The organism is Pseudomonas sp. Leaf15, from assembly GCF_001421425.1.
Classification (GTDB): Bacteria; Pseudomonadota; Gammaproteobacteria; order Pseudomonadales; family Pseudomonadaceae; genus Aquipseudomonas; species Aquipseudomonas salomonii.
Map to the genome: position 1 here is coordinate 393,754 of NZ_LMKI01000012.1, position 24,145 is coordinate 417,898.

23 protein-coding genes are annotated in these 24,145 nt (G+C 61.0%); 8 read left to right on the forward strand and 15 right to left on the reverse strand.

Annotation, left to right across the window (positions count from 1 at the left end):
• Positions 1-53: 53 nt before the first annotated feature.
• Positions 54-287, forward strand: coding sequence for a PP0621 family protein (locus ASE80_RS12140; protein ID WP_056859097.1), 234 nt, complete (start codon positions 54-56; stop codon positions 285-287).
• Here the strand turns inward: ASE80_RS12140 and thiO are convergent.
• The 5 genes from thiO to pilV all read right to left on the reverse strand — a co-directional run bounded on the left by thiO (position 274) and on the right by pilV (position 3,582).
• On the reverse strand, positions 274-1,383 hold the full coding sequence (gene thiO, locus ASE80_RS12145; RefSeq protein WP_056859207.1) for a glycine oxidase ThiO: 1,110 nt from the start codon (positions 1,381-1,383) through the stop codon (positions 274-276). The genes ASE80_RS12140 and thiO overlap by 14 nt on opposite strands.
• Before the next feature lie 62 nt (positions 1,384-1,445).
• Entirely contained in the window at positions 1,446-1,847 is a 402-nt protein-coding gene (locus ASE80_RS12150; protein ID WP_056859098.1) for a type IV pilin protein, read from the reverse strand.
• A 14-nt stretch (positions 1,848-1,861) separates the two neighbouring features.
• Positions 1,862-2,386 carry a pilus assembly PilX family protein gene (locus ASE80_RS12155; protein WP_056859099.1) on the reverse strand — a complete coding sequence of 175 codons (525 nt, stop codon included), beginning with the start codon at positions 2,384-2,386 and terminating at the stop codon, positions 1,862-1,864.
• Positions 2,387-2,392: 6 nt separating this feature from the next.
• Entirely contained in the window at positions 2,393-3,100 is a 708-nt protein-coding gene (locus tag ASE80_RS12160; protein WP_056859100.1) for a prepilin-type N-terminal cleavage/methylation domain-containing protein, read from the reverse strand.
• Entirely contained in the window at positions 3,097-3,582 is a 486-nt protein-coding gene (gene pilV / locus ASE80_RS12165) for a type IV pilus modification protein PilV (RefSeq protein ID WP_056859101.1), read from the reverse strand. The genes ASE80_RS12160 and pilV overlap by 4 nt, the downstream gene beginning before the upstream one ends.
• A gap of 203 nt (positions 3,583-3,785) precedes the next feature.
• Between pilV and ASE80_RS12170 the strand changes: the two genes are divergently transcribed.
• On the forward strand, positions 3,786-4,361 hold the full coding sequence (locus tag ASE80_RS12170; protein ID WP_056859102.1) for a GspH/FimT family pseudopilin: 576 nt from the start codon (positions 3,786-3,788) through the stop codon (positions 4,359-4,361).
• Here the strand turns inward: ASE80_RS12170 and ispH are convergent.
• The 6 genes from ispH to murJ form a co-directional block, all read right to left on the reverse strand.
• A complete protein-coding gene (gene ispH, locus ASE80_RS12175; protein ID WP_056859103.1) occupies positions 4,315-5,262 on the reverse strand; it encodes a 4-hydroxy-3-methylbut-2-enyl diphosphate reductase in 948 nt (315 codons plus the stop codon). The genes ASE80_RS12170 and ispH overlap by 47 nt on opposite strands.
• Before the next feature lie 183 nt (positions 5,263-5,445).
• Entirely contained in the window at positions 5,446-5,883 is a 438-nt protein-coding gene (fkpB, locus tag ASE80_RS12180) for an FKBP-type peptidyl-prolyl cis-trans isomerase (RefSeq protein WP_177336517.1), read from the reverse strand.
• A gap of 7 nt (positions 5,884-5,890) precedes the next feature.
• Positions 5,891-6,400, reverse strand: coding sequence for a signal peptidase II (gene lspA / locus ASE80_RS12185; RefSeq protein WP_056859105.1), 510 nt, complete (start codon positions 6,398-6,400; stop codon positions 5,891-5,893).
• On the reverse strand, positions 6,393-9,224 hold the full coding sequence (gene ileS, locus ASE80_RS12190) for an isoleucine--tRNA ligase (RefSeq protein ID WP_056859106.1): 2,832 nt from the start codon (positions 9,222-9,224) through the stop codon (positions 6,393-6,395). Before ileS ends, lspA begins: the two co-directional genes overlap by 8 nt.
• A gap of 14 nt (positions 9,225-9,238) precedes the next feature.
• Complete coding sequence (gene ribF, locus ASE80_RS12195; protein ID WP_016971190.1) at positions 9,239-10,177, reverse strand: bifunctional riboflavin kinase/FAD synthetase; 939 nt, start codon at positions 10,175-10,177, stop codon at positions 9,239-9,241.
• Between the two features lie 119 nt (positions 10,178-10,296).
• Positions 10,297-11,835, reverse strand: a complete 1,539-nt coding sequence (gene murJ, locus ASE80_RS12200; protein ID WP_056859107.1) for a murein biosynthesis integral membrane protein MurJ — start codon at positions 11,833-11,835, stop codon at positions 10,297-10,299.
• A gap of 253 nt (positions 11,836-12,088) precedes the next feature.
• Between murJ and rpsT the strand changes: the two genes are divergently transcribed.
• Complete coding sequence (gene rpsT, locus ASE80_RS12205; RefSeq protein WP_003171647.1) at positions 12,089-12,367, forward strand: 30S ribosomal protein S20; 279 nt, start codon at positions 12,089-12,091, stop codon at positions 12,365-12,367.
• A 498-nt stretch (positions 12,368-12,865) separates the two neighbouring features.
• Here the strand turns inward: rpsT and ASE80_RS12210 are convergent, their stop codons facing one another.
• A complete protein-coding gene (locus ASE80_RS12210; RefSeq protein WP_027606858.1) occupies positions 12,866-13,351 on the reverse strand; it encodes an FKBP-type peptidyl-prolyl cis-trans isomerase in 486 nt (161 codons plus the stop codon).
• On the opposite strand from ASE80_RS12210, the gene ASE80_RS12215 reads away from it, so the two are divergent.
• The 3 genes from ASE80_RS12215 to ASE80_RS12225 all read left to right on the forward strand — a co-directional run bounded on the left by ASE80_RS12215 (position 13,350) and on the right by ASE80_RS12225 (position 16,719).
• The gene (locus ASE80_RS12215) at positions 13,350-13,640 is read left to right on the forward strand and encodes a DUF3565 domain-containing protein (protein WP_056859108.1); all 291 of its coding nucleotides are present in this window, start codon (positions 13,350-13,352) and stop codon (positions 13,638-13,640) included. The genes ASE80_RS12210 and ASE80_RS12215 overlap by 2 nt on opposite strands.
• A 79-nt stretch (positions 13,641-13,719) precedes the next feature.
• On the forward strand, positions 13,720-15,819 hold the full coding sequence (pta, locus tag ASE80_RS12220; RefSeq protein WP_056859109.1) for a phosphate acetyltransferase: 2,100 nt from the start codon (positions 13,720-13,722) through the stop codon (positions 15,817-15,819).
• Positions 15,820-16,719 (forward strand): acyltransferase, encoded by a 900-nt coding sequence (locus ASE80_RS12225; RefSeq protein ID WP_056859110.1) that lies wholly within the window; start codon positions 15,820-15,822, stop codon positions 16,717-16,719.
• A 189-nt stretch (positions 16,720-16,908) separates the two neighbouring features.
• Here the strand turns inward: ASE80_RS12225 and cysN are convergent, their stop codons facing one another.
• From cysN to ASE80_RS12240, 3 genes are all read right to left on the reverse strand, one after another.
• Positions 16,909-18,807 carry a sulfate adenylyltransferase subunit CysN gene (gene cysN, locus ASE80_RS12230; protein WP_056859111.1) on the reverse strand — a complete coding sequence of 633 codons (1,899 nt, stop codon included), beginning with the start codon at positions 18,805-18,807 and terminating at the stop codon, positions 16,909-16,911.
• Between the two features lie 9 nt (positions 18,808-18,816).
• Positions 18,817-19,734, reverse strand: a complete 918-nt coding sequence (cysD, locus tag ASE80_RS12235; protein ID WP_003171640.1) for a sulfate adenylyltransferase subunit CysD — start codon at positions 19,732-19,734, stop codon at positions 18,817-18,819.
• Positions 19,735-19,920: 186 nt separating this feature from the next.
• Complete coding sequence (locus tag ASE80_RS12240) at positions 19,921-20,679, reverse strand: Nif3-like dinuclear metal center hexameric protein (RefSeq protein ID WP_056859112.1); 759 nt, start codon at positions 20,677-20,679, stop codon at positions 19,921-19,923.
• Between the two features lie 102 nt (positions 20,680-20,781).
• Between ASE80_RS12240 and algW the strand changes: the two genes are divergently transcribed.
• Together algW and ASE80_RS12250 are read left to right on the forward strand one after the other, a co-directional pair.
• On the forward strand, positions 20,782-21,936 hold the full coding sequence (gene algW / locus ASE80_RS12245) for a Do family serine endopeptidase AlgW (RefSeq protein ID WP_056859113.1): 1,155 nt from the start codon (positions 20,782-20,784) through the stop codon (positions 21,934-21,936).
• Positions 21,937-22,044: 108 nt separating this feature from the next.
• Positions 22,045-24,141, forward strand: coding sequence for a TonB-dependent siderophore receptor (locus tag ASE80_RS12250; RefSeq protein WP_056859114.1), 2,097 nt, complete (start codon positions 22,045-22,047; stop codon positions 24,139-24,141).
• Positions 24,142-24,145: the final 4 nt, after the last annotated feature.

Sequence of the window (24,145 nt, forward strand, 5' to 3'; positions counted from 1 at the left end):
CTTGCCACGCGCTTGGCTAAACTGGCGCATTCCCTGTCGAGAAACTGCCCATCATGCTTCGTCTACTGTTCTGGATTGCCGTCATTGCTGCCGCGGTATGGTTCTGGCGCAAATTCAAAAGCCCGGCGGCTAAACAGCAACGCTCCGCCGAGCCGGGCGCGGCCTTGATGGTGCGCTGCGCCCACTGCGGCGTGCACCTGCCGCAGGACCGCGCACTCAGTTCAGGGCAGGCGTGGTACTGCACCCAGGCGCACCTGGAGCAAGGGCCGAAGTCTATCCAGCGTTGATCCGACCGGCGGGCGCATACGGCGCCGGGTCGATGATCGGGGTACGGCCCAGCAGCAAGTCAGCAAACAGTTGGCAGGATGCCGGCGCGAGCACCAGCCCATTGCGATAATGCCCGCAGTTGAGCCAAAGCCCTTTGAAACCGGGTACTTCACCGATGTAAGGGATACCTTCCGGTGAACCGGGGCGCAAACCGGCCCAGTGGCCTACGACCTCGGCGTCTGCCAGCGCGGGAATCAATTCCACCGCCGACGCCTTCAGGCTTTCCAGGGCCGAGTCGGTCGGGGTCTTGTCGAACCCTTCGTGCTCCAGCGTGCTGCCGATCAGAATGTGCCCGTCACGCCGTGGGATCGCATAACGCCCCTTGGCCAGCACCATGCTCGACAAAAAATCCGACGCGCATTTGTACAAAATCATTTGGCCTTTGACCGGTTCCACCGGCAGCGACAGGCCCAGCTTGCCGAGTATTTCGCCGCTCCAGGCACCCGCCGCCAGCACCACCTGGTCGCCCAGGATCGGCCCCGCCGAGGTGTTCACACCCACGACGTTGCCACCTTCAATAACGAACCCATCCACTTCGCACTGCTCATGAAGGGTAACGCCCGGTAACGCCAGCAACGCAGCCTTGAGGGATTTGACCAGACGTGGGTTACGTACGTTGGCCACGTCCGCCATGTAGATCGCCTGGGAATACCCACCCCCCAGTACCGGCACGGCATCGTGGGCGGCCGACACATCCACCTTGCTCAACGGCCGGCCTTCGCGGGCAGCCCAGGCCAACGCCTGGGCCTCATCTTCCAGGTCCAGCCAGTAAAGGCCTGTGGTGTGAACCTCTGGATCAACCCCGGTGGCCGCAAACAGTCGCTGTGCCAACTGCGGGTAAAAATCCTGCGACCAATGGGCCAGTGCGGTGACCGCCGGGCTGTAGCGCCATGGGTACAGCGGCGAAACGATACCGCCACCCGCCCAGGAAGACTCCTGCCCCAGCCTGGAGCGCTCCAGCAGCACCACGGACTGCCCCTCGGTGGCGAGGTTGAACGCGGTCAACAAGCCGATAACACCGCCACCGACAATCACCACTTGCTGTTGCTTAGCCATCATTTGATCCAGCCGATAAAAAGGGAAAAGCGCACCCAGCGCCCATTCATCCAGCACTCTCATCATTGCCCCCAGCACGCATGGCGCGACATTTCAGGTATCGCGCCCGGGTTGCTGCGCACACCGGTGCTGGACAAGCTGAATTCACCGCAAGGGTCATTCGCCATGATGGCGCCCACTGCAGGCGAGGCGACCAGGGTAAATGCCTCGGGGCTCAACGCAGTGCTGATTCTATAGTGATCATTGCCGGCACTGGCGCCGCCTGCATCAATAAAAGTGCCGTGGCGCGTGTAAAAACGCTCGAGGTGCTGCGCCTGCTCAGTCAACAGTGCAACGATCTGCGCGCGGTAGGCTTTCTTCACCTGCCCGGTATACGCGGGGTAAGCAATCCCGGCCAAAAACGCGATGATGGCGACCGTGCCCAGTAACTCGATCAGGGTAAAACCTTGGCAATCCTTGCCCATTGATATGCTCCTTACTATTGAAGTTGTCGCCATAGAACTCGATGAACGTTCAGGCCTCCCTCTGCCTGTGCATAGACCGCCTCCAGCACCGTGCGCACCTGGCCACTGCTCCCAACTGCGGTCGCGCGGTACAACGCGGCCGGTGTTCCGGCAGGCAAACCCGCCAGCTCCACGCCCACTCCCAGGGATTGCACGCCATACAAGCCGCCTTTCAGGGCAACCCACGTGACCGCCGAAACAGGGTGTGTGCCAGCCGCTACCACCCGCGCCGACTCCGCCGGCGGTGCACAGGTGCTGATAGCCCCGCACACCGGCAGTGTCGCGCCGGCCCGTCGGATCACCGACTCACCCAACCGCAGGCCACTTTCGGCGCTTTGGAATGACTGGTTTCGATGCCAAACGCTGCCGGTAATCTTTTGCTGGGACACCGCCCCTTGCATCGATGCCAGGCTAATCAGTGACAGCACCAGCAGAAACACCAGGCTGATCAGCAACACCATGCCGGTTTGCCGCGCAAAAACATCGTGATGATTGAACATGCCGCCCTACCCCAGCCGGTTTCGCAAGGCTGCTACCACGCTGTAGGCCTGATCTTTCACACGCCCGGTCGGGTCTTGCAGCGTCATGCGCAGGCGTACGCTGCGGACCAGCGATTCATCCGCCGGGCGGGCGTCATAGCGCGCTACCTGAGGCGAACCTGGTTTGCCTGCCACGCCGAAACTGATGTCGAAGGCCTGCACGTTGTCCAACAGCACCGCCTTGGCCGGCGCCGCAGGGGTACTGACCTTCAGTTGCCCGGTTTCAAAGGTGTAGGTGAGTTGGCGCAGCGCAAAGCGGAGCTGCCCCGGCATCGGTGGCGGTGAATTCCCCGCGTAGGCCTGGGCCGTGCCGAGGCAATCAGAGAGCACCGTCCAGTCTGGCGTGCCGCCCTCGCCTGCAACCTCGGCGGTTACCAGCGTCAGCGACCAGGCGTTGCCTGCAGAATCCCAGACAAGAGGTCGATCAAAGGCTGGCGGTGCGTTGTCGATAGAGGCTGTCGCCAGGCAGCCGAACATGCCTGTCTGGCGGATATCCTGGATCATCCTGCCCAGCACAAACCGCGCATCATCCTGCAGCACCATGGCGGCCTGTTGGCTGGCGTGAGTCGCGCGAGCGCTGATCGCCACCTGGCTGACACCCAGTACCAGCAGCAACCCGACCGCCAGTGCGAGCAACAACTCCACCAGGCTGAAACCACGCACAGAGCGTCTCATTGAGGCGCCTGCGGTTCGCCGGCAATGCGGCTGGTGAGGGTGAAGGTTTCCCGCGCCCCACGAGTATTTGCCCCACGGGAATCATTCCAACTGATGCTCACGGTTACCTCGCCACCGCTGATCACCACCGAGCCTTTAGCGTCCTCGCCGCCGAAGCCGATGATATTGGCTTCGAAGTCATGCAGGTCCAGGTCCCGCACGCTGGCCGTCGGGCTATTGGCGGGAGCGCTTTGCATGAGTGCCCATGCGTAGTCGGCGCCGGAGTTGGCGCGGATTCGATCGAGCATATCGTAGGCAATGAAACTGGCCTGGCTGGTCATCCTTGCACTGTCGGTGTACTTGAGTGCATTGAGCTGGGTCACTGCCGCGCCCAGCAACCCGACGGCGAGAATCAACACCGCCACCAGCACTTCGATCAAGGTCATGCCGGTTTGCTGTCGAGGTAATGCGCAGGGGAAAAGTCTGTTCGGGCAGGCAAGCATTACCGTCGTCATCCGTGTCGAAGGCCAAAAAAAGCAGCGCAGCGCTGCTGTACGAGCCAAGACTAGCGCCGGTTTTTGCCCCGCGCCGTAATCGGAACAAAGGGAAATACTTTGGACATAAAGGCCATCATCCAGCCCCGCCGCCGGGCGCTATACCTAGGTCTCCAAACCCATTTTTACCCTTGCCCACGGAGGGACAGACTATGCAACAACGCGGTTTCACCCTGATCGAACTTCTGTTCGGCCTGTTACTAGGTGGCATCCTGGTGACCGTGGCAGTGCCGGCCTTCAAGGGTTTGCTTGCGTCGCAGCAGCAACGCAGCGCGGCACACTCGCTTGCCGAAGGCCTGCGGTTGGCGCGCACTGAGGCAATCACCCGCAATCGCCCAGTGATCATTCAGGCACTGGAGAACGATTGGAGCCGAGGATGGCAAGTCATCGTGGATACAAGCGGGCGCGGTGAGCCGGGTACCGATAACCCGATACTGCTGGAACGGCAAGGCAATGGGCGCGTGCTGATGGCGGGCAATGGGCCAGTCAAGAACCAGGTACGCTTCAGCGGGCTGGGTGAGCCGGTGTTTGCGGGGGGTGGCTTCCGTGCCGGTACGGTGCACATCTGCGGCACCGACCCGGTACAGAGCCACTATCAAGTGGTGCTGGCACCCAGCGGGCGCATCAGCCTGCGCAGTGAGGCCACCGAACAGGCGCTGTGCGGCTCCGGCACCGTGGCACTCAGAGCAGCGAGCGAACCCGCAGCTCTTTGGGCATCGAGAACGTGATGTTCTCTTCGCGACCGGCCAATTCATCCGCGCCAGTTGCACCCCAGGCCTGCAATTGCTGGATCACGCCACGCACCAATACTTCTGGAGCCGAAGCACCCGCGGTGATGCCGATACGCTCAACGCCATCGAACCAACTGCGCTGCATGTCTTCGGCGCCGTCGATCAGGTAGGCCGGCGTGGCCATGCGTTCCGCCAGTTCGCGCAAGCGGTTGGAGTTGGAACTGTTGGGGCTGCCCACCACCAGGACCACATCGCACTCGTCGGCCAATTGCTTGACCGCGTCCTGGCGGTTTTGCGTGGCGTAGCAGATGTCGTCCTTGCGGGGGCCGCCAATCGCCGGGAAGCGTGTGCGCAGGGCATCGATCACACGGCTGGTGTCGTCCATCGACAGCGTGGTTTGGGTTACGAAGGCCAGGCGATCAGGGTTTTGAACCTGCAACTCGGCGACGTCTTTTTCGTCTTCCACCAGGTAGATAGCACCGCCATTGCTGGCGTCGTACTGGCCCATGGTGCCTTCGACTTCCGGGTGACCGGCGTGGCCGATCAGGATGCATTCACGGCCGTCGCGGCTGTAGCGCGCGACTTCGATATGCACCTTGGTCACCAGCGGGCAGGTGGCGTCGAACACCTTGAGGCCACGGCCGGCCGCTTCGGTGCGCACTGCCTGGGACACGCCGTGGGCACTGAAGATGACGATAACGTCGTCCGGCACCTGCTCGAGTTCTTCGACAAAGATAGCCCCGCGTGCGCGCAGGTCTTCAACCACGAATTTGTTGTGGACGACTTCATGGCGCACGTAAATCGGCGGCCCGAACACTTCCAGGGCGCGATTGACGATTTCGATCGCCCGGTCCACACCGGCGCAGAAGCCACGGGGGTTGGCGAGTTTGATTTGCATGCTGTGCCTCGTGTCTTGCAGGGCAAGAAATTGGATCAACTCAACTCTACAGGAGTAAGCCCCTGTGGGAGCCGGGCTTGCCCGCGATGCAGACGACCGGGTGTATCAGGTACACCAAGGTGATGCTATCGCAGGCAAGCCAGCTCCCACACAAGCCGGCCCCATAAGCGCCGGTTTCGTCAGTCAGGGCGCTTTAACGTCGATGATTTCAACGTCAAACGTCAAGGTTTTACCGGCCAACGGGTGATTGAAGTCGATGGTCACTTGCGCGTCATCGAAGGTTTTAACCACGCCGGGCAGCTCGGTGTTCGCCGCATCGTTGAAGATCACCAACAGGCCTTCCGACAGGTCCATGTCCTGGAACTGCGAGCGCGGAATGATCTGCACGTTTTGCGGGTTGGGCTGGCCAAAGGCGTTTTCCGGCAGGATCTGCAGAGTGCGCTTGTCGCCGGCCTTGAAACCGAACAGTGCCGCTTCAAAACCCGGCAGCAGGTTGCCGTCACCGACCTTGAAGGTCGCCGGGGCTTTGTCGAACGTACTGTCGACCGTGTCGCCATTCTCCAGGCGCAATGCGAAATGCAAAGTGACTTCCGTGTTCTGGCCGATGCGTTGCTCAGCCAATACCTGATCAGTCATTGACGGTCTCTCCGGTTTTCTTGCTTTTGAACATATCCAACGCCAGCATGATTGCACCGACGGTGATGGCGCTGTCGGCAAAGTTGAACGCCGGGAAGTACCAGCGGTTCTGCCAATGCACCAGAATAAAGTCGATCACATGGCCCAGGGCAATGCGGTCGTACAGGTTGCCCAGCGCGCCGCCCAGCACCAGGGCCAGGGCGATTGCCAGCCAGGTGTCATCGCGGCCCAGGCGCTTGAGCCAAACGACGAGCACAGCACTGACGACTACGGCGATCAGGGCAAACAGCCAGCGCTGCCAGCCGCCGCTGTCAGCCAGGAAGCTGAAGGCGGCGCCGGTGTTGTAGGCCAGGGTCCAGCTGAAGTAGTCAGGAATGACCACGATCTGCTGGAACATCTGCAGGGAGCCTTCGAAGTGAGCCTTGCTGACCTGGTCAATGACCAGGACCAGCACGCTCAGCACGAGCCAACCCAGACGTCCGAAACGGCTGGTTTTAGGCATAGTGGCGAACCTCGCCAGCACCGCTGATGTTGTCCACGCAACGACCGCAGATTTCCGGATGCTCCGGGTTCACGCCGACGTCTTCACGGCAGTGCCAGCAACGGGCGCACTTGGGGAAGGCCGACTTGACCACTTTGAGCTTGAGGCCCGGTACTTCGGTGGCCACTGCGTCCGCAGGGGCCTGGGCAAACGGTGCCAGGCTTGCAGTGGAGGTGATCAGTACGAAGCGCAGTTCGTTGCTCAGCTTGGCCAGGTCGGCGGTCAGGCCTTCCTCGGCAAACAGGGTGACTTCGGCTTGCAGGTTGCCACCGACGGCCTTGGCCGCGCGCTGAACTTCCAGCTCCTTGTTCACCGCAACCTTGACGGCCATTACGCCTTCCCAGTACTCGCGGCCCAGTTCGAAGTTGGCCGGCAATTCGGTCAGGCCTTCGTACCAGGTGTTGAGCATCACCGATTCGTTACGCTCGCCCGGCAGGTATTCCCACAGTTCGTCGGCGGTGAAGGCCAGGATCGGTGCGATCCAGCGCACCAGCGCTTCAGAGATGTGGTACAGCGCGGTCTGCGCCGAGCGGCGCGCCTTGCTGTTGGCGCCGGTGGTGTACTGGCGGTCCTTGATGATATCGAGGTAGAAACCACCCAGCTCCTGCACGCAGAAGTTGTGGATCTTCGAGTAGACGTTCCAGAAGCGGTATTCGCCGTAGTGTTCCTGCAGCTCGCGCTGCAGCAACAGGGTACGGTCCACGGCCCAACGGTCCAGGGCGAGCATGTCCTCGGCCGGCAGGATGTCGGTGGCCGGGTTGAAACCGGTCAGGTTCGACAGCAGGAAGCGTGCGGTATTACGGATACGGCGGTAGGCATCGGCGCTGCGGGCCAGGATCTGGTCCGACACGGCGATTTCGCCCGAGTAATCGGTCGAGGCGACCCACAGACGCATGATGTCGGCGCCCAGGGTGTCATTGATCTTTTTCGGCTCGATCACGTTTTTCAGCGACTTGGACATCTTGCGGCCCGTCTCGTCGACGGTGAAGCCGTGGGTCAGCAGTTCGCGGTACGGCGCGTGGTTGTCGATGGCGCAACCGGTCAGCAGCGACGAGTGGAACCAGCCACGATGCTGGTCCGAGCCTTCCAGGTACAGGTCGGCACGCGGGCCGGTGGCGTGGCCCATCGGGTGCGAACCGCGCAGCACGTGCCAGTGGGTGGTGCCGGAGTCGAACCACACGTCGAGGGTGTCGCTGATCTTGTCGTACAGCGGCGCCTCGTCGCCCAACAGCTCGGCAGCGTCCAGCTTGAACCAGGCTTCGATGCCTTCCTGTTCAACGCGCAGTGCCACTGCTTCCATCAGCTCGACGGTGCGTGGGTGCAGCTCGCCGCTTTCCTTGTTCAGGAAGAACGGGATCGGCACGCCCCAGTTGCGCTGGCGAGAGATGCACCAGTCCGGGCGGTTGGCGATCATCGAGTGCAGGCGCGCCTGGCCCCAGGCCGGGACGAACTTGGTCTCTTCGATGGCTTTGAGCGACCGCACACGCAGGGTGTCGCCGCTGGTCGGCTCTTTGTCCATGCCGATAAACCACTGCGCGGTGGCGCGGTAGATCAGCGGGGTCTTGTGACGCCAGCAGTGCATGTAGCTGTGCTTGATGGTGTCGGATTTCACCAACGCACCGACTTCGCTCAGCTTGTCGATGATCGCCTGATCGGCCTTGAAGATGAACTGGCCGCCGAAGAATTCCAGCGACGGCACGTATACGCCGTTGCTCTGCACCGGGTTGATGATGTCGTCATTCACCATGCCGTACTTCTTGCAGATGACGAAGTCATCCACGCCGTAGGCTGGCGAGCAGTGAACAATGCCAGTACCCGAACCCAGTTCGACGTAGTCCGCCAGGTAAACCGGCGACAGACGGTCGTAGAACGGGTGACGGAAGTTGATCAGTTCCAGCGCGGTGCCGGTGGTGGTGGCGATGACCGAACCTTGCAGCTCGTAGCGTGCCAGGCAGGCCTCGACCATTTCTTCAGCCAGCACCAGCAGGCGATCACCAACGTCCACCAGAGCGTAGGTGAACTCCGGGTGCACGTTCAGCGCCTGGTTGGCCGGGATGGTCCACGGGGTGGTGGTCCAGATCACGATGGCTGCAGGCTTTGGCAGGCTCGACAGGCCAAAGGCTTGGGCCAGCTTGGCGTCGTCGGCGATCGGGAAGGCCACGTCGATGGTCGAGGACTTCTTGTCTTCGTACTCGACTTCCGCTTCAGCCAGGGCCGAACCGCAGTCGAAGCACCAGTTCACTGGCTTGAGGCCCTTGAACACGAAACCGCCTTTGACGATCTCGGCCAAGGCACGGATTTCACCGGCCTCGTTCTTGAAGTTCATGGTTTTGTAAGGGTTGTCCCACTCGCCCAGCACGCCCAGGCGGATGAACTCGGACTTCTGCCCTTCGATCTGCTCGGTGGCGTAGGCACGGCACAGTTCGCGGGTTTTATCCGCACCCAGGTTCTTGCCGTAGGTCACTTCGACTTTGTGCTCGATCGGCAGGCCGTGGCAGTCCCAGCCCGGAACATAAGGCGCGTCGAAGCCCGACAGGGTTTTCGAACGCAGGATCATGTCCTTGAGAATTTTGTTCAGCGCATGACCGATGTGAATCGTGCCGTTGGCATAAGGAGGGCCGTCGTGCAGGACGAACTTCGGACGATCCTTGCCAATTTCGCGCAACTTTCCGTACAGGCCAATACTGTCCCAGCGCTGCAGGATCTGCGGTTCGCGCTGTGGCAGGCCGGCCTTCATTGGGAAGGCGGTGTCCGGAAGGTTTAGCGTGGCTTTATAGTCGGTCATTTAAGGCTCTTCGGTTAGCGATGGGCGCTAGGTGCGGCTAGTGCACGGGCGGCGGCGACATCCGCATTGATCGCCGTTTTCAACGCCTCAAGGGAGGCGAAACGCTGCTCTTCACGCAGCTTCTGGTGGAAAACCACCGTTAAACGCCGGTCATACAAATCACCGGCAAAATCCAAAAGGTGAACTTCCAGGTGGGCCTTGCCATCACCTGCAACCGTGGGCCTGACGCCTATGTTGGCGACTCCCGGCCACGATTGGCCGTCGATGTCGACACTCACCAGGTAAACCCCGGTGAGCGGCACACGACGACGTTTGAGCTGCACGTTGGCGGTTGGCGTGCCCAGTTGGCGCGCCAACTTCTGGCCGTGCAATACCCGCCCGGCAATGCGGAACGGGCGACCGAGCAAACGCTCGGCCAAGGCGAAGTCGGCAGCCGCCAGGGCGTTACGCACCTGGGTGCTGCTCACGCGCAGGCCGTCCAGTTCGACGGTTTGCGCGGCTTCGACGGTAAAACCTTGATTCACACCGGCGTGTTGCAGGAAGTCGAAATCGCCGACGCGGTCGCAGCCGAAACGGAAGTCGTCGCCGACCTCCAGGTGCTGCACGCCCAGGCCGTCCACCAGGATGCGGTCGACGAACTCGGCGGCGCTGAGGCTTTGCAAGCGCTGGTTGAAAGCCAGGCACAGCACACGGTCCACGCCCTCTTCAGCCAGCAGTTGCAGCTTGTCGCGCAGGCGTGCCAAGCGGGCCGGCGCCGTCTCGGGGGTAAAGTATTCCCGCGGCTGTGGCTCAAAAATCACCACGCAGCTGGGCACGCCCAACTCGACCGCACGTTCACGCAGCCGGCCCAGGATAGCCTGGTGGCCACGGTGAACACCGTCAAAGTTGCCAATAGTGGCGACGCAGCCCCGATGCTCGGGGCGCAGGTTGTGGAGACCTCGAACCAGCTGCATAACGCGCTTCTTGCTCATAAAGTGGTCGATTATAACCACACCCGGCCCCGGACGACAGGCAACAGCGCAGGCCAAATGGATCGGATCGATAAAACAACCGTTTTATCACGGCAAAGTCTCTAGCCAAGCGACTTTCGATTGAAATCACGCAGACGGAAGCCTTGCAGCAGCAACATCCCGAAGTACACCACTACACCCGCCACGACCAGAACACCCAGGCGCATGAAGCGTTCAAGCATATGGCCTTGATCCCAGGCGGGCATGAAGTGCATCAGGCCCAGCAAAACCGCCGACATCATCGCCACTGCCACCAGCAGCTTGAGGGCAAACAGGCCCCAGCCCGGCTGCGGCTGATACATCTGCTGCTTGCGCAGTTGATAGAACAGCAGGCCCGCGTTGATGCAGGCACCCGCGCTGATGGCCAGGGCCAGGCCGGCATGGGCCAACGGGCCGATAAACACCAGGTTGAGCAGTTGCGTGACGATCAGGGTGAAGATTGCGATCTTGACCGGCGTGCGAATGTTTTGCTGGGCGTAGAAGCCCGGCGCCAGCACTTTGATCACGATAATGCCGAGCAGGCCGACGGAGTAGGCGACCAGCGCGCGTTGGGTCATTGACGCGTCAAACGCGCTGAACTGGCCGTATTGGAACAGCGACACGGTCAACGGCTCAGCCAGAATGCCCAGGGCCAGGGAACACGGCAGCACCAGCATGAAGCACAGGCGCAGGCCCCAGTCGAGGATGCGCGAGTACTCCTGGCGGTCCTTGCTGGCATAGGTGCGCGACAGCGTCGGCAGCAAGATTGTGCCCAAGGCCACACCCAGTACGCCGGACGGCAACTCCATCAAGCGATCGGCGTAGTACATCCAGGAGACCGAACCTGAAACCAGCAAGGACGCGAATGCGGTATTGATGATCAGGGAAATCTGGCTCACCGACACGCCGAGGATCGCCGGCAGCATATTGCGCATCACACGCCATACGCCGGTGTCCTTGAGGTTCAGGCGCGGCAGCACCAGCATGCCGATTTTTTTCAGGTGCGGCAGTTGGTACAGCAGCTGTGCCAGGCCGCCGGCCAGTACCGCCCAACCCAGGGCCATGACGGGCGGGTCGAAGTACGGCGTCAGGAACAGCGCGAAAATAATCATGCTGACGTTCAGCAATGTCGGCACGAAGGCCGGTACCGAGAAACGGTTCCAGGTATTGAGGATCGCCCCGGCCAGGGATGACAGCGAGATCAGCAATATATAAGGAAAGGTCACGCGCAGCAGGTCAGTGGTCAGCGCGAATTTTTCCGGCGTATTGGCAAAACCTGGGGCCGTGGCCCAGATCACCCAGGGCGCGGCGAGCATGCCGACCAGGGTTACCAGCATCAGTACCAGGGTCAGCAGGCCCGAGACATAGGCAATAAAGGTACGGGTCGCTTCTTCGCCCTGCTGGGTTTTGTATTCGGCCAGGATCGGCACGAACGCCTGGGAAAATGCGCCCTCGGCGAAGATCCGCCGCAGCAGGTTGGGCAGTTTAAAGGCAATAAAGAACGCATCCGTGGCCATGCTGGCGCCGAAAATGCGCGCCAGCAGGGTGTCACGCACAAACCCCAAAACCCGGGAGATCATCGTGATAGAGCTGACGGCAGCCAACGATTTGAGCAGATTCATTGAAAGAGTTTGCGCCTTTAGATAAAGAGCAGGCGAACAAAGCGCCCACTTATGCGATACTGCGCGCCTGCAACAGCACAGAGCCAAAGCTCGCGAGTTTACAGGTCAAGCGCCGGAAATAAATCACCCGCCTCTTCAGATCGACCACTCAGCAGTTCGCATCAGCCGCCCTTGACAACCCATCAAGTCATCGGCATGATTCGCGGCCTATTTTGTTTGCTATTTCCTAAAAAGTCTTTCGAGGAGCTCGACGGTGGCCAACACACCTTCCGCCAAAAAACGTGCAAAACAGGCTGAGAAGCGTCGCAGCCACAACGCCAGCCTGCGTTCCATGGTTCGTACCTACATCAAGAATGTAGTTAAAGCCATCGACACCAAAGACGCTGAAAAAGCTCAAGCTGCTTACGTTCTGGCTGTGCCTGTTATCGACCGTATGGCCGATAAAGGCATCATCCACAAGAACAAAGCCGCTCGTCATAAGAGCCGCCTGAATGGCCACATCAAGGCTCTGAACGTCGCTGCAGCAGCCTAAGTGGTAACAACTGCCACGTAACTCAGGTTGCGTAACAGTTAAGAAATGCCCCGTACCGAAAGGTCCGGGGCATTTTTGTTTGCGCGCGATAAGATCAAAAATGTGGGAGCGGGCTTGCCCGCGATTGCGCTGGGTCAGTAGTGAATAGGGTGGCTGACACGCCCTCATCGCGGCATGGGTATCTACACAACTTTTGAAGGCAGCCAATTTCTCCTGTGGCGAGCAGGCTTGCCCTGCGTTGGGCTGCGAAGCAGCCCCTAACCCAGACGCTGAGTTCTTTCAGGAAAACTGCAGTGCCCATACTGGGGCCGCTTCGCAGCCCAACGCAGGACAAGCCTGCTCGCCACAACAGCCCACCTGCCACAGACTTCGTGTTAACTACCTATGCTCATCGCGGGCAAGCCCGCTCCCACACTTGAACTGCAGTGTATTTTCAGGCGCAAAAAAAACGCCCCGAACCAGTCGGGGCGTTTTTGCTACCTACTGATCAAACCACAATCAATGGTGATGACCGCCTTCACCGTGGACGTGGCCGTGGGCCACTTCTTCCTGGGAAGCGTCGCGGATGGCAACGATCTTCACTTGGAAGTTCAGGCGCTGGCCAGCCAGAGGGTGGTTGCCGTCGACAGTCACGTCGTCGCCGTCCAGATCACGGATGGTGACGATCTGCATCTGGCCGTCCGGGGCGGATGCGTGGAACTGCATGCCCACTTCCAGCTCATCAACACCTTCGAACATGCTGCGGCTCAGGGTGCTGACCAGTTCGGCGGAGTATTCGCCGTAAGCATCTTCAGGTTCTACGGCGACAGTCAGTTCGTCACCGACGCTTTTGCCTTCCAGAGCCTTCTCCAGGCCCGGGATGATGTTACCTGCGCCTTGCAGGTAGACCAGCGGCGCGCCGCCGGCGGAGCTGTCGATGACCTCACCAGCGTCGTTGGTCAGGGTATAGTCGATGGAGACAGCCTTGTTAGCGGCGATCGTCATGGGGCGAGACCTTTTGCATAAGAATGAAGAACGGACAAGTCTAAACAAGGATTTGCCCGAAAGCGAACAGAACCCGGACAGACGGGAGCGATCAACGGCATCCTTCATCATTGGTTTCCATCAGGACGAGGACAACCACTGGGTGGCCGAGCTGTCCTGCGGCCACACCCAGCACCTGCGCCACCAGCCGCCATGGCAGTCGCGCGCCTGGGTACTGGATGCTGCGCAACGCCTTGAAAAAATAGGCCAACCCTTTACGTGCGGCTGGTGTGCGCAAGCGCCTGAATAACGATAACCTTGGTGCCTGATTCCCGGTAGGCGCTCAGCCATAGAGCGCCACCGAAGCCATGCACCTCCAGAGAATTCGCATGCAGACTTTTTTTATCGCGCCCACCGATTTTGGTGTGGGTCTGACCTCCATCAGCCTTGGGCTGGTGCGTACCCTTGAACGGGCCGGGCTGAAAGTCGGCTTCTTCAAACCGATTGCCCAGCCACATCCGGGCGATACCGGCCCCGAGCGCTCCACCGAACTGGTGGCCCGCACCCACGGCCTGAAGCCACCACAACCCTTGGGCCTGGCCCATGTGGAGCGCATGCTCGGCGACGGCCAGCTCGACGAGTTGCTCGAAGAAATCATCACCCTGTACCAGCAGGCCGCCGTGGGCAAGGACGTGCTGATCGTCGAAGGCATGGTGCCGACCCGCAGCGCCAGCTATGCGGCGCGGGTCAACCTGCACCTGGCCAAGAGCCTGGACGCCGAAGTGATCCTGGTGTCGGCGCCGGAGAACGAAGTGCTCACCGAACTCTCGGGCCGTGTGGAATTGCAGGCCCAACTGTTCGGCGGCCCCAAAGACCCGAAAGTGCTGGGCGTGATCCTCAACAAGGTGCGCACCGACGAAAGCATGGAAGCCTTCTCGGCGCGCCTCAAGGAGCATTCGCCCCTGCTGCGCAGCGGCGACTTCCGCCTGCTCGGCTGCATCCCTTACCAGCCCGAACTCAACGCCCCGCGCACCCGCGACGTAGCCGACCTGATGGGCGCGCAGATTCTCAACGCCGGCGACTACGAAACCCGGCGCATGACCAAGATCATCATCTGCGCGCGCACCATGCGTAATACCGTGGAGTTGCTCAAGCCGGGCGTGCTGGTGGTTACGCCCGGTGATCGCGACGACATCATCCTCGCCGTCAGCCTGGCCGCAATCAACGGCGTGCCCCTGGCCGGTTTGTTGCTGACCAGCGACACCCTGCCCGACCCGCGCATCATGGATCTGTGCCGTGGCGCTTTCCAGGCCGGGCTGCCGGTGTTGTCGGTGAGCACCGGCTCCTACGATACGGCGAACCAGCTCAATAGCCTGAACAAGGAAATCCCGATCGATGACCGCGAGCGCGCCGAGATCATCACTGATTTCGTCGCCAGCCACCTCGATGCGCGCTGGCTGCACCAACGCTGCGGCACGCCACGGGAAATGCGCCTGTCGCCGGCGGTGTTCCGCTATCAGTTGATCCAACGCGCCCAGGCCGCCAACAAACGCATCGTGTTGCCCGAGGGCAGCGAGCCGTTGACCGTGCAGGCCGCCGCCATCTGCCAGGCCCGCGGCATTGCGCGTTGCGTGCTGCTGGCCAAACCTGCCGATGTGGAAGCCGTCGCCCGCGCCCACGGTATCGAATTGCCCGAAGGCCTGGAGATTCTCGACCCGGACCTGATTCGCCAACGCTACGTCGAGCCAATGGTCGCACTGCGCAAGAGCAAGAGCCTCAACGCGCCGATGGCCGAGCAACAATTGGAAGACACGGTGGTGATCGCCACCATGATGCTCGCACTGGATGAAGTGGACGGCCTGGTTTCCGGGGTTATCCACTCCACCGCCAACACCATCCGCCCTGCCCTGCAGCTGATCAAAACGGCGCCGGGCTGCACTTTGGTGTCGTCGGTGTTCTTCATGCTGTTCCCCGAGCAGGTGCTGGTGTACGGCGACTGCGTGATGAACCCGCACCCCAGCGCCGTGGAACTGGCGGAAATCGCCCTGCAAAGCGCCGACTCCGCAGCCGCCTTCGGCATCACCCCACGGGTGGCGATGATCAGCTATTCCAGCGGTGATTCGGCCAGCGGCGAAGAAGTCGAAAAAGTCCGCGAAGCCACCCTGCTCGCCCACGAACAGCAAAGCTCGCTGCTGATCGACGGGCCGTTGCAGTACGATGCCGCCGCCAATGAAACCGTGGCAAGGCAGTTGGCGCCCAACAGCCAGGTCGCCGGCAAGGCCACGGTGTTTGTGTTCCCGGACCTGAACACCGGCAACACCACGCACAAGGCTGTGCAACGCAGCGCCGATTGCGTGAGCCTGGGGCCGATGTTGCAAGGCCTGCGCAAACCGGTGAACGACTTGCCACGCGGTGCACAAGTGGACGACATCGTGTACACCATCGCCCTGACGGCGATTCAAGCCGCCAACCGACCTATGGATATCTAAATGCTGGATTTTCTACCTGCCGCCGTGCGCGGGGTAATTGCTTCGCTGTTGCTGGCGCTGAACACGATCCTGCTGTGTTCGTTCCTGTTTATCGTCGCGCTGTTCAAGGCGCTGCCATTCGCCAAACGCTTCAGCGAATGGCTGATGAACCATACGCACGAAGCCTGGGTGACCAATAACAAGGGCTGGATGAACCTGGTACGCCGCACCCGCTGGCACCTGACCGGCCTTGAAGGCCTGGACTACCAGCACTCGTATCTGGTGACCAGCAACCACCAGAGCTGGGTCGACATCATGGTGCTGCAATACGTGCTCAACCGGCGCATTCGCCCGCTGAAGTTTTTCCTCAAGCAAGAACTGATCTGGGTGCCGGTGATCGGCCTGGCCTGGTGGGCGCTGGGCTTCCCGTTCATGAAGCGCTACACCAAGGCATACCTGGAGAAGCACCCGGAAAAGAAAGGCAAGGACCTGGAAACCACGCGCAAGACCTGTGCGAAGTTTCGCGACAACCCGGTGGGTATTTTCAACTTTGCCGAGGGCACGCGGTTTACGCCGGGCAAGCATGCACAACAGAAATCGCCATTCCGTTACCTGCTCAAACCCAAGGCCGGTGGCATTGCGTTTGTGCTGGATGCCATGGGCGAGCAGCTCAAGTCATTGGTGAACGTGACCATCCACTACCCGGCCGGGCGCCCAGGGTATTGGGATTTGTTGTGCGGGAATGTGAAGGACGTGGTGGTGCACTTTGAAGAGGTGCAGATTCCGGCCGGGTTTATCGGCAAGAATTATGAGCAGGACGGGGAGTACCGGCTGGCGTTCCAGGGGTGGATTAACCAGTTGTGGGAAGACAAGGATGCGCTGCTGGATAAGCTGCACACGGAATACCCAGGCCGCCACTGACCGACCTGTGAATGCAATCTAATGTGGGAGCTGGCTTGCCTGCGATAGCTGACTGTCAGTTGATGGGTATGTTGCTGACCCACCGCTATCGCAGGCAAGCCAGCTCCCACAGTGACCGCGCCAGACCTTGAGAAAGTAAAAAGCCCGCCACCGAGTCATCGGTGGCGGGCTTTTTTGTGGCGGCGAGGTTTAGATCGCGCCGCGCTGACGCAACAGTTCGAGCACTTGCTTGACGCTGTCTTCCAGCGACGTGGCCTGGGTGTCGATCACCAAGTCGGCATTCAACGGCACGTCGTACGGGAAGGACTCGCCAGGGATGTTATCCCCACCTGCCGCGTACAGGCCTTGCGGATCACGCTCGGCGCACACCAGCGGCGAGGCTTGCACGTAAACGGTGAGCAAGCGGTCGCTGCCGATCAACGCCTTGGCCTGTTCACGGCCTTCGGCATCCGGGGCAACAAACGCGGCCAGGGTCAGCAGGCCGGCTTCGTTGAACTGGCGCGCCACGTGAGCGGCACGGCGCCAGTTTTCAGTACGCCCGGCGCGGTCCTGCGGCAAGCCCTTGTTCAGGTCATGACGCAGGTTCTGGCCATCCAGTACGAACACCGCACGGCCCATGTCGAACAGCTTGCGCTCAACTGCATAGGCCAAAGTGCTTTTGCCGGCGCCGGACAGGCCGCTGAACAACACGGTGGCCGGTTGCTGGCCGAAGCGCAGGGCGCGTTCTTCGGTGGCTACATGGGCGAGGTTGCCGTGTTGCGCAGTGCCACCATAGCCCACCGGCGGCGCGATGATCATGCCCGCAGCCACGGTGCCGTTGGTCAAACGGTCGATGACGATAAACGCACCGGTGGTGCGGTTGCTGTCATAGCCATCCAACGCAATGGCGGCGTCGAGGCTGACCTTGACCCGGCCAATCTCGTTCAGTTGCAGCGAACTTGCCGGGCCTTCGGCCAGGGTGTTCACGTCCACGCGGTGCACGATGCTGGTGATCGAACCCGGCACGTAGCTGGTGGCGCGCTTGATGTCGTATTTCTTGCCCGGCAACATCGGCTCTTCGGCCATCCACACCAGCATGGCGTCGAAAGCGTCGGTGACTTGCGGCACGTTATCGGCATGCACCAGCAGGTCGCCACGGGAGATGTCGATCTCGTCTTCCATGGTCAGGGTCACGGCCTGGCCTGGGCCTGCGTGTTCCAGCTCACCTTCGAAGGTGACGATGGATTTGACGCGGCTGCTCTTGCCTGACGGCAGCACCACGACTTCATCGCCCTTGTGCACGATGCCGCTGGCCAGGGTGCCGGCGAAACCGCGGAAGTTCAGGTTCGGACGGTTGACGTACTGCACCGGGAAACGCAGGTCGGTGTAGTTGCGGTCGTTGGCGATCTCGACGGTTTCGAGGATCTCCATCAGCGACTGGCCGGTGTACCAGGGCGAACGCTCGCTCTTGTTCACCACGTTGTCGCCCTTGAGCGCCGACATCGGCACGAACGCCATGGTGCTCGGCTTGAACGCAATGCCTTCGGCGAACTTCAGGTAATCGGCCTTGATCGACTCGAACACGCTTTGGTCGAAGCCATTGATGTCCATCTTGTTGACGGCAATCACGATGTGCTTGATGCCCAGCAATGAGGCGATATAGCTGTGGCGACGGGTCTGAGTCTGCACGCCGTAGCGGGCGTCGATCAGGATGATCGCCAGGTCACAGGTGGACGCACCGGTGGCCATGTTGCGGGTGTACTGCTCATGGCCGGGGGTGTCGGCGATGATGAATTTGCGCTTGGCGGTGGAGAAGTAGCGGTAGGCAACATCGATGGTGATGCCCTGCTCACGCTCGGCCTGCAGGCCGTCGACCAGCAAGGCCAGGTCGATATCATCGCCCGTGGTGCCGGATTTTTTCGAATCACGGGTAATGGCTTCCAGGTGATCTTCGTAGATCATCTTGGAGTCGTGCAGCAGGCGCCCGATCAGGGTGCTCTTGCCGTCGTCGACGTTGCCGCAGGTCAGGAAGCGCAACATCTCTTTGCGCTCGTGCTGGCCCAGGTAGGCGAGGATGTCCTCGCTGATCAAATCAGATACGTGCGACATGACAGCCCCTTAGAAATAGCCTTGACGTTTTTTATCTTCCATGGAGCCTGCGCCATCGTGGTCGATGACCCGGCCCTGGCGCTCGGAAGTTCGCGTCAGGAGCATTTCCTGAATGATGTCCGTCAGCGTCTCGGCTTCGGACTCCACCGCGCCCGTCAACGGGTAGCAGCCAAGGGTACGGAAACGTACTTTCTTTTTGACGATTCGGGCTTTGTCTTCGTCGGACAAGTGCTCGAGGATGCGGTCATCGTCGATCATGATCAACGTGCCGTTCTTCTCGATCACATCGCGTTCGGCGGCGAAGTACAGCGGCACAATCGGGATGCCTTCGAGGTAGATGTACTGCCAGATGTCCAGCTCGGTCCAGTTGGACAGCGGGAACACACGGATCGACTCGCCCTTGTTGACGTTGCCGTTGTAGACGTTCCACAGCTCCGGGCGCTGGTTCTTCGGGTCCCAGCGGTGTTTGCTGTCACGGAACGAGTACACGCGCTCTTTGGCCCGGGACTTCTCTTCATCGCGACGGGCACCGCCGAAGGCTGCGTCGAAACCATGCTTGTCCAAGGCCTGCTTGAGGCCTTCGGTCTTCATGATGTCGGTGTGCTTGGCGCTGCCGTGGGTAAACGGGTTAATGTTCTGCGCCACGCCATCCGGGTTGATATGGGTGATCAGGTCCAGGCCCAGCTCTTCGACCATTTTGTCGCGGAACTTGTACATCTCCTGGAATTTCCAGCGGGTGTCGACGTGCATCACCGGGAACGGCAATTTGCCCGGGAAGAAGGCCTTGCGCGCCAGATGCAGCATCACGGCGGAGTCTTTACCGATCGAGTAGAGCATCACCGGGTTGTCGAACTCGGCGGCGACCTCGCGGATGATGTGGATGCTTTCCGCCTCCAGCTGTTTCAGATGCGTCAGTTTGTCGACCATGGCTACTCACGGAAAAACGATCTTATGGACGGCCAGCGGGCCGTGTTCGAGCGGGGCATGCTAGCACAGCACCTTCTTCTATTCAGGGAGCCAGCTAGATCGAAACGGTATATGAATATGCCCCCGAGTTTGGCTGCAGGGGCAGGCTTGTGGGAGCCAGCTCCCACATTTGAGCCTTGGTGTTCTTTAGATTGGGTTGGGGCAATCGATGAACAGATGTTCCAGCGCGAAACGCCGGGCCAGATAGTCACCCAGTGCCTGCACGCCATAACGCTCGGTGGCGTGGTGCCCGGCAGCAATAAAGCTGATGTCGTTTTCCCGCGCGCTGTGGAAGGTCTGCTCGGACGCTTCGCCACTCAAGTACAGGTCGACGCCGGCGGCAATCGCATCGTCGATGTAACCTTGCCCGCCGCCGGTGCACCAACCCACCCGGCGGATCATCTCGCTGCCTTCGATCAGCAGCGGCTCGCGCCCCATCACGTCCTGCACACGGCGGGCGAAATCACGCGGCGACAAGGGTTCGGCGAGGGAGCCGACCAGGCCGACGATCTTCGGGTTGTTCGGGTCCAGCGGGCCTTCGACGGTGATGTCCAGCTGACGGGCGAGTTGCACATTGTTGCCCACTTCCGGGTGCAGGTCCAGCGGCAGGTGGTAGGCCAGCAGGCTGATGTCGTGATTGAGCAGGGTTTTCAGGCGCCGCTGCTTCATGCCGGTGATGCACGGGTTTTCACCCTTCCAGAAATAACCGTGGTGCACCAGCACCAGGTCGGCCTGGGCTTCGACGGCGGCGTCCAGCAACGCCTGGCTGGCCGTGACGCCGCTGACGATGCGCATCACCTGCGGGCGCCCCTCGACCTGCAGGCCGTTGGGGCAATAATCGGCAATTTTTGCGCTGCCAAGGTAGCGGTCCGCTTCCTCGACCAGGGTGCTAAGGGGGACAGCCATAAAAGACTCCTAAATATCCCGTTCCGAGGCGCTCGCAGCCTCGTATAATGCGCGACATTATGGGCGCTCTCCCGCCCCCTGCAACCTGTCAGGACTTACTTGATGCTCAAGGCACTGCGTTTTTTTGGATGGCCATTGTTGGCTGGCGTGCTGATCGCGATGCTGATTATTCAGCGTTATCCCCAATGGGTGGGCTTACCCAGCCTTGATGTGAACCTGCAACAGGCCCCGCAAACCAGCTCCGTGGTGCAAGGTCCGGTCACCTACGCAGACGCCGTGGTCATCGCCGCGCCCGCCGTGGTCAACCTGTACACCACCAAAGTCATCAACAAACCGGCGCACCCGCTGTTTGAAGACCCGCAATTTCGCCGTTATTTCGGCGACAACGGCCCCAAGCAACGCCGCATGGAATCGAGCCTGGGTTCGGGTGTGATCATGAGCCCGGAAGGCTACATCCTCACCAACAACCACGTGACCACGGGCGCCGACCAGATTGTCGTGGCCCTGCGCGACGGCCGTGAAACCCTGGCCCGTGTGGTCGGCAGCGACCCGGAAACCGACCTCGCCGTACTGAAAATCGATTTGAAAAGCCTGCCCTCCATCACCATCGGCCGCTCCGAAGGGCTGCGCGTGGGCGACGTGGCACTGGCCATCGGCAACCCGTTCGGGGTTGGCCAGACCGTGACCATGGGCATTATCAGCGCCACCGGGCGCAACCAGTTGGGGCTTAACAGCTACGAAGACTTTATCCAGACCGACGCGGCCATCAACCCCGGCAACTCCGGCGGCGCGCTGGTGGATGCCAATGGCAACCTGACCGGCATCAACACCGCGATTTTCTCCAAGTCCGGCGGCTCCCAGGGCATCGGCTTCGCGATCCCGGTGAAGCTGGCGATGGAGGTGATGAAAGCGATCATTGAACACGGCCAGGTGATTCGCGGCTGGATGGGCATTGAAGTACAGCCCTTGACCAAGGAACTGGCCGAGTCGTTCGGCCTGACCGGTCGCCCAGGCATCGTGGTTGCCGGGATTTTCCGCGATGGCCCGGCGCAAAAAGCCGGCCTGCAATTGGGCGATGTGATTTTGAGCATCGACGGCGAACCTGCCGGTGATGGCCGCAAATCGATGAACCAGGTGGCGCGGATCAAGCCGACCGACAAGGTGGTCATCCAGGTGATGCGCAACGGCAAAGAGCTCAAGCTGGTGGCGGAAATCGGCCTGCGGCCACCGCCGGCGCCGGTCAAAGAAGAGGAATAACGGCTGCGGGAGCCCGTGCGCGGGCTCCTGTAACCTAATGTTTCCAAAGAAATCCATTCTCATTAGTCATGTTATATTGTTTCAATATCGCTATTGGAACGCTCTATCATGCCGTCTCGAAGATTTGCTCCCCTCGCAGGCCTGGCCATGGGCTTGTTGCTCGACCCCGCCTACGCCGAAAACAACAGCGTTGAACTGGACACCATCAGCGTCACCAGCGATGCCTATGAATCCGCCACCGGCCCGGTCACAGGCTACCGCGCCACCCGCTCCGCCAGCGCGACCAAAACTGACACGGCCCTGCGCGATATCCCACAATCGATCAGCGTAATTCCTGCCACGGTGCTCAAGGACCTGGGCAGTACCAACGTGGAACGCGCCCTGGAATTTGCCGGTGGAGTGTCCAAGCAAAACAACTTCGGCGGCCTTACGCTGTACGAATACAGCGTGCGCGGCTTCACCACGTCGGAGTTTTACCAGGATGGTTTCAGCGCCAACCGTGGCTACCCGAGCACACCGGACGCGGCCAATATCGAGCGCATCGAAGTGCTCAAAGGCCCCGCCGCCAGCCTGTACGGGCGCGGCGATCCGGGCGGCACGGTGAACATTGTCACCAAGAAGCCGCAGCCCGAAGCCTTCACCACCGTGCAAACCAGCGCCGGCAGTTGGGACCGCTACCGCACTGCGCTGGATGTGAACACTCCGCTGGATGACGAAGGCCGCGTGCTGTCGCGGGTCAACCTGGCAGTGGAAGACAACCACAGCTTCCGCGATCACGTCGACGCCCAGCGCGTGTTCGTCGCGCCGTCTTTCAGCTGGCAATTGGACCCGGACACCCTCCTGCTGGTGGAAAGCGAATTCGTGCGCCACAGCTCCACCTTCGACCGTGGCATCGTCGCGCCGCACGGCATGTCGCGCTCGACCTTCCTCGGCGAACCCAATGACGGCAACATCCGCAACCACAACAATCGTATCCAGGCCGCGTTGGAACATCACCTCAACGACGCCTGGCAACTGCGCCTGGCCAGCCATTACAAACAGGGCAGCCTGTGGGGCGACGCCTCGGAAAGCCGCGCGTTGAATGCAGACGGCCATACCGTCAATCGCCGTTATCGCGAACGCTCCACGGGTTGGCACGACAGCATCACCCAGCTTGAACTGCGCGGCCTGTTCGATATCGGCAGTTGGCAGCATGAATTGCTGATCGGCACCGAATACGAGGACTACCGCAAGAAGGAACGCGTCACCGCGATCGGCGGCAGCCTCTATCCCATCGACATCTACAAGCCCGTCTACGGCCAGCCCAAACCTGGCGGCGCACGTTCCGGCACTGACTTCTATGAGCAGGTCAAAAGCCAGGCGTTGAACCTGCAAGACCAGATCATCTTCACCGACCGCCTGCGCGGCATGGTCGGCGCACGTTTTGAGCATTTCGAGCAAAGCACCGACGACTTCACCCGCAACCACGCCAAGAGCCGTCAGACCCACGACGCCCTCACCCAGCGCGCCGGTTTGCTCTACCAACTGACGCCGCAAATCGGCGTGTTTGCCAACGCCTCCACCTCGTTCAAGCCCAACAATGGCCTGGACGCCGGCGGCAAATCCTTCAAGCCGGAAGAAGGCGTGGGCTACGAAGTGGGCATCAAGAGCGAGCTGTTCGACGACCGCCTGAGCACCACCCTGGCCGCCTTCCATATCGACAAAGAAAACGTGCTGGCGCTGGACCCGGCCACCGACACCAACCGCGCCGTGGGCAAGGCGCGCAGCCAGGGTTTTGACCTGCAACTGAGCGGGCAACTGACGGACGCGGTACGCGTGATCGGCGCCTTTGCCTACATCGACGCCGAAGTGACCAAAGGCGACAAAACCATTCCCACCGGCAGCCGGATTCTCGGCGTGGCCAAACGCAGCGGCAGCCTGCTGGGCGTGTATGAATTTCAGGACGGCGCACTGCGCGGCTCAGACCTGGGCGCGGCGTTTACCTACGTCGGCGATCGCTCCGGCGAGGCCGGCGGTAGCTTCGAGCTGCCGGCGTACCACACCGTCGACCTGCTGGCCCATTACAAGGCCAGTGACAAGGTCACCGTGGGCCTGAACCTCAATAACTTATTCGACGAAAAATACTATGAGCGCTCCTACAGCAATTACTGGGTGATGCCCGGTGAGCCGCGCAACTTCACCGTCAGCCTGACCCTCAACCTGTAACAGG

Coding starts and splice junctions, on each gene's coding strand:
- lspA (WP_056859105.1), bottom strand. CDS start 6,400: ATGCCTAAAACCAGCCGTTTCGGACGTCTGGGTTGGCTCGTGCTGAGC.
- ileS (WP_056859106.1), bottom strand. CDS start 9,224: ATGACCGACTATAAAGCCACGCTAAACCTTCCGGACACCGCCTTCCCA.
- ispH (WP_056859103.1), bottom strand. CDS start 5,262: ATGCAAATCAAACTCGCCAACCCCCGTGGCTTCTGCGCCGGTGTGGAC.
- ASE80_RS12225 (WP_056859110.1), top strand. CDS start 15,820: ATGCTGGATTTTCTACCTGCCGCCGTGCGCGGGGTAATTGCTTCGCTG.
- thiO (WP_056859207.1), bottom strand. CDS start 1,383: ATGGCTAAGCAACAGCAAGTGGTGATTGTCGGTGGCGGTGTTATCGGC.
- ASE80_RS12240 (WP_056859112.1), bottom strand. CDS start 20,679: ATGGCTGTCCCCCTTAGCACCCTGGTCGAGGAAGCGGACCGCTACCTT.
- ribF (WP_016971190.1), bottom strand. CDS start 10,177: ATGCAGCTGGTTCGAGGTCTCCACAACCTGCGCCCCGAGCATCGGGGC.
- ASE80_RS12155 (WP_056859099.1), bottom strand. CDS start 2,386: ATGTTCAATCATCACGATGTTTTTGCGCGGCAAACCGGCATGGTGTTG.
- ASE80_RS12170 (WP_056859102.1), top strand. CDS start 3,786: ATGCAACAACGCGGTTTCACCCTGATCGAACTTCTGTTCGGCCTGTTA.
- murJ (WP_056859107.1), bottom strand. CDS start 11,835: ATGAATCTGCTCAAATCGTTGGCTGCCGTCAGCTCTATCACGATGATC.
- ASE80_RS12140 (WP_056859097.1), top strand. CDS start 54: ATGCTTCGTCTACTGTTCTGGATTGCCGTCATTGCTGCCGCGGTATGG.
- ASE80_RS12215 (WP_056859108.1), top strand. CDS start 13,350: ATGGGGCGAGACCTTTTGCATAAGAATGAAGAACGGACAAGTCTAAAC.
- algW (WP_056859113.1), top strand. CDS start 20,782: ATGCTCAAGGCACTGCGTTTTTTTGGATGGCCATTGTTGGCTGGCGTG.
- cysN (WP_056859111.1), bottom strand. CDS start 18,807: ATGTCGCACGTATCTGATTTGATCAGCGAGGACATCCTCGCCTACCTG.
- ASE80_RS12160 (WP_056859100.1), bottom strand. CDS start 3,100: ATGAGACGCTCTGTGCGTGGTTTCAGCCTGGTGGAGTTGTTGCTCGCA.
- cysD (WP_003171640.1), bottom strand. CDS start 19,734: ATGGTCGACAAACTGACGCATCTGAAACAGCTGGAGGCGGAAAGCATC.
- pilV (WP_056859101.1), bottom strand. CDS start 3,582: ATGCTTGCCTGCCCGAACAGACTTTTCCCCTGCGCATTACCTCGACAG.
- pta (WP_056859109.1), top strand. CDS start 13,720: ATGCAGACTTTTTTTATCGCGCCCACCGATTTTGGTGTGGGTCTGACC.
- ASE80_RS12210 (WP_027606858.1), bottom strand. CDS start 13,351: ATGACGATCGCCGCTAACAAGGCTGTCTCCATCGACTATACCCTGACC.
- ASE80_RS12150 (WP_056859098.1), bottom strand. CDS start 1,847: ATGGGCAAGGATTGCCAAGGTTTTACCCTGATCGAGTTACTGGGCACG.
- ASE80_RS12250 (WP_056859114.1), top strand. CDS start 22,045: ATGCCGTCTCGAAGATTTGCTCCCCTCGCAGGCCTGGCCATGGGCTTG.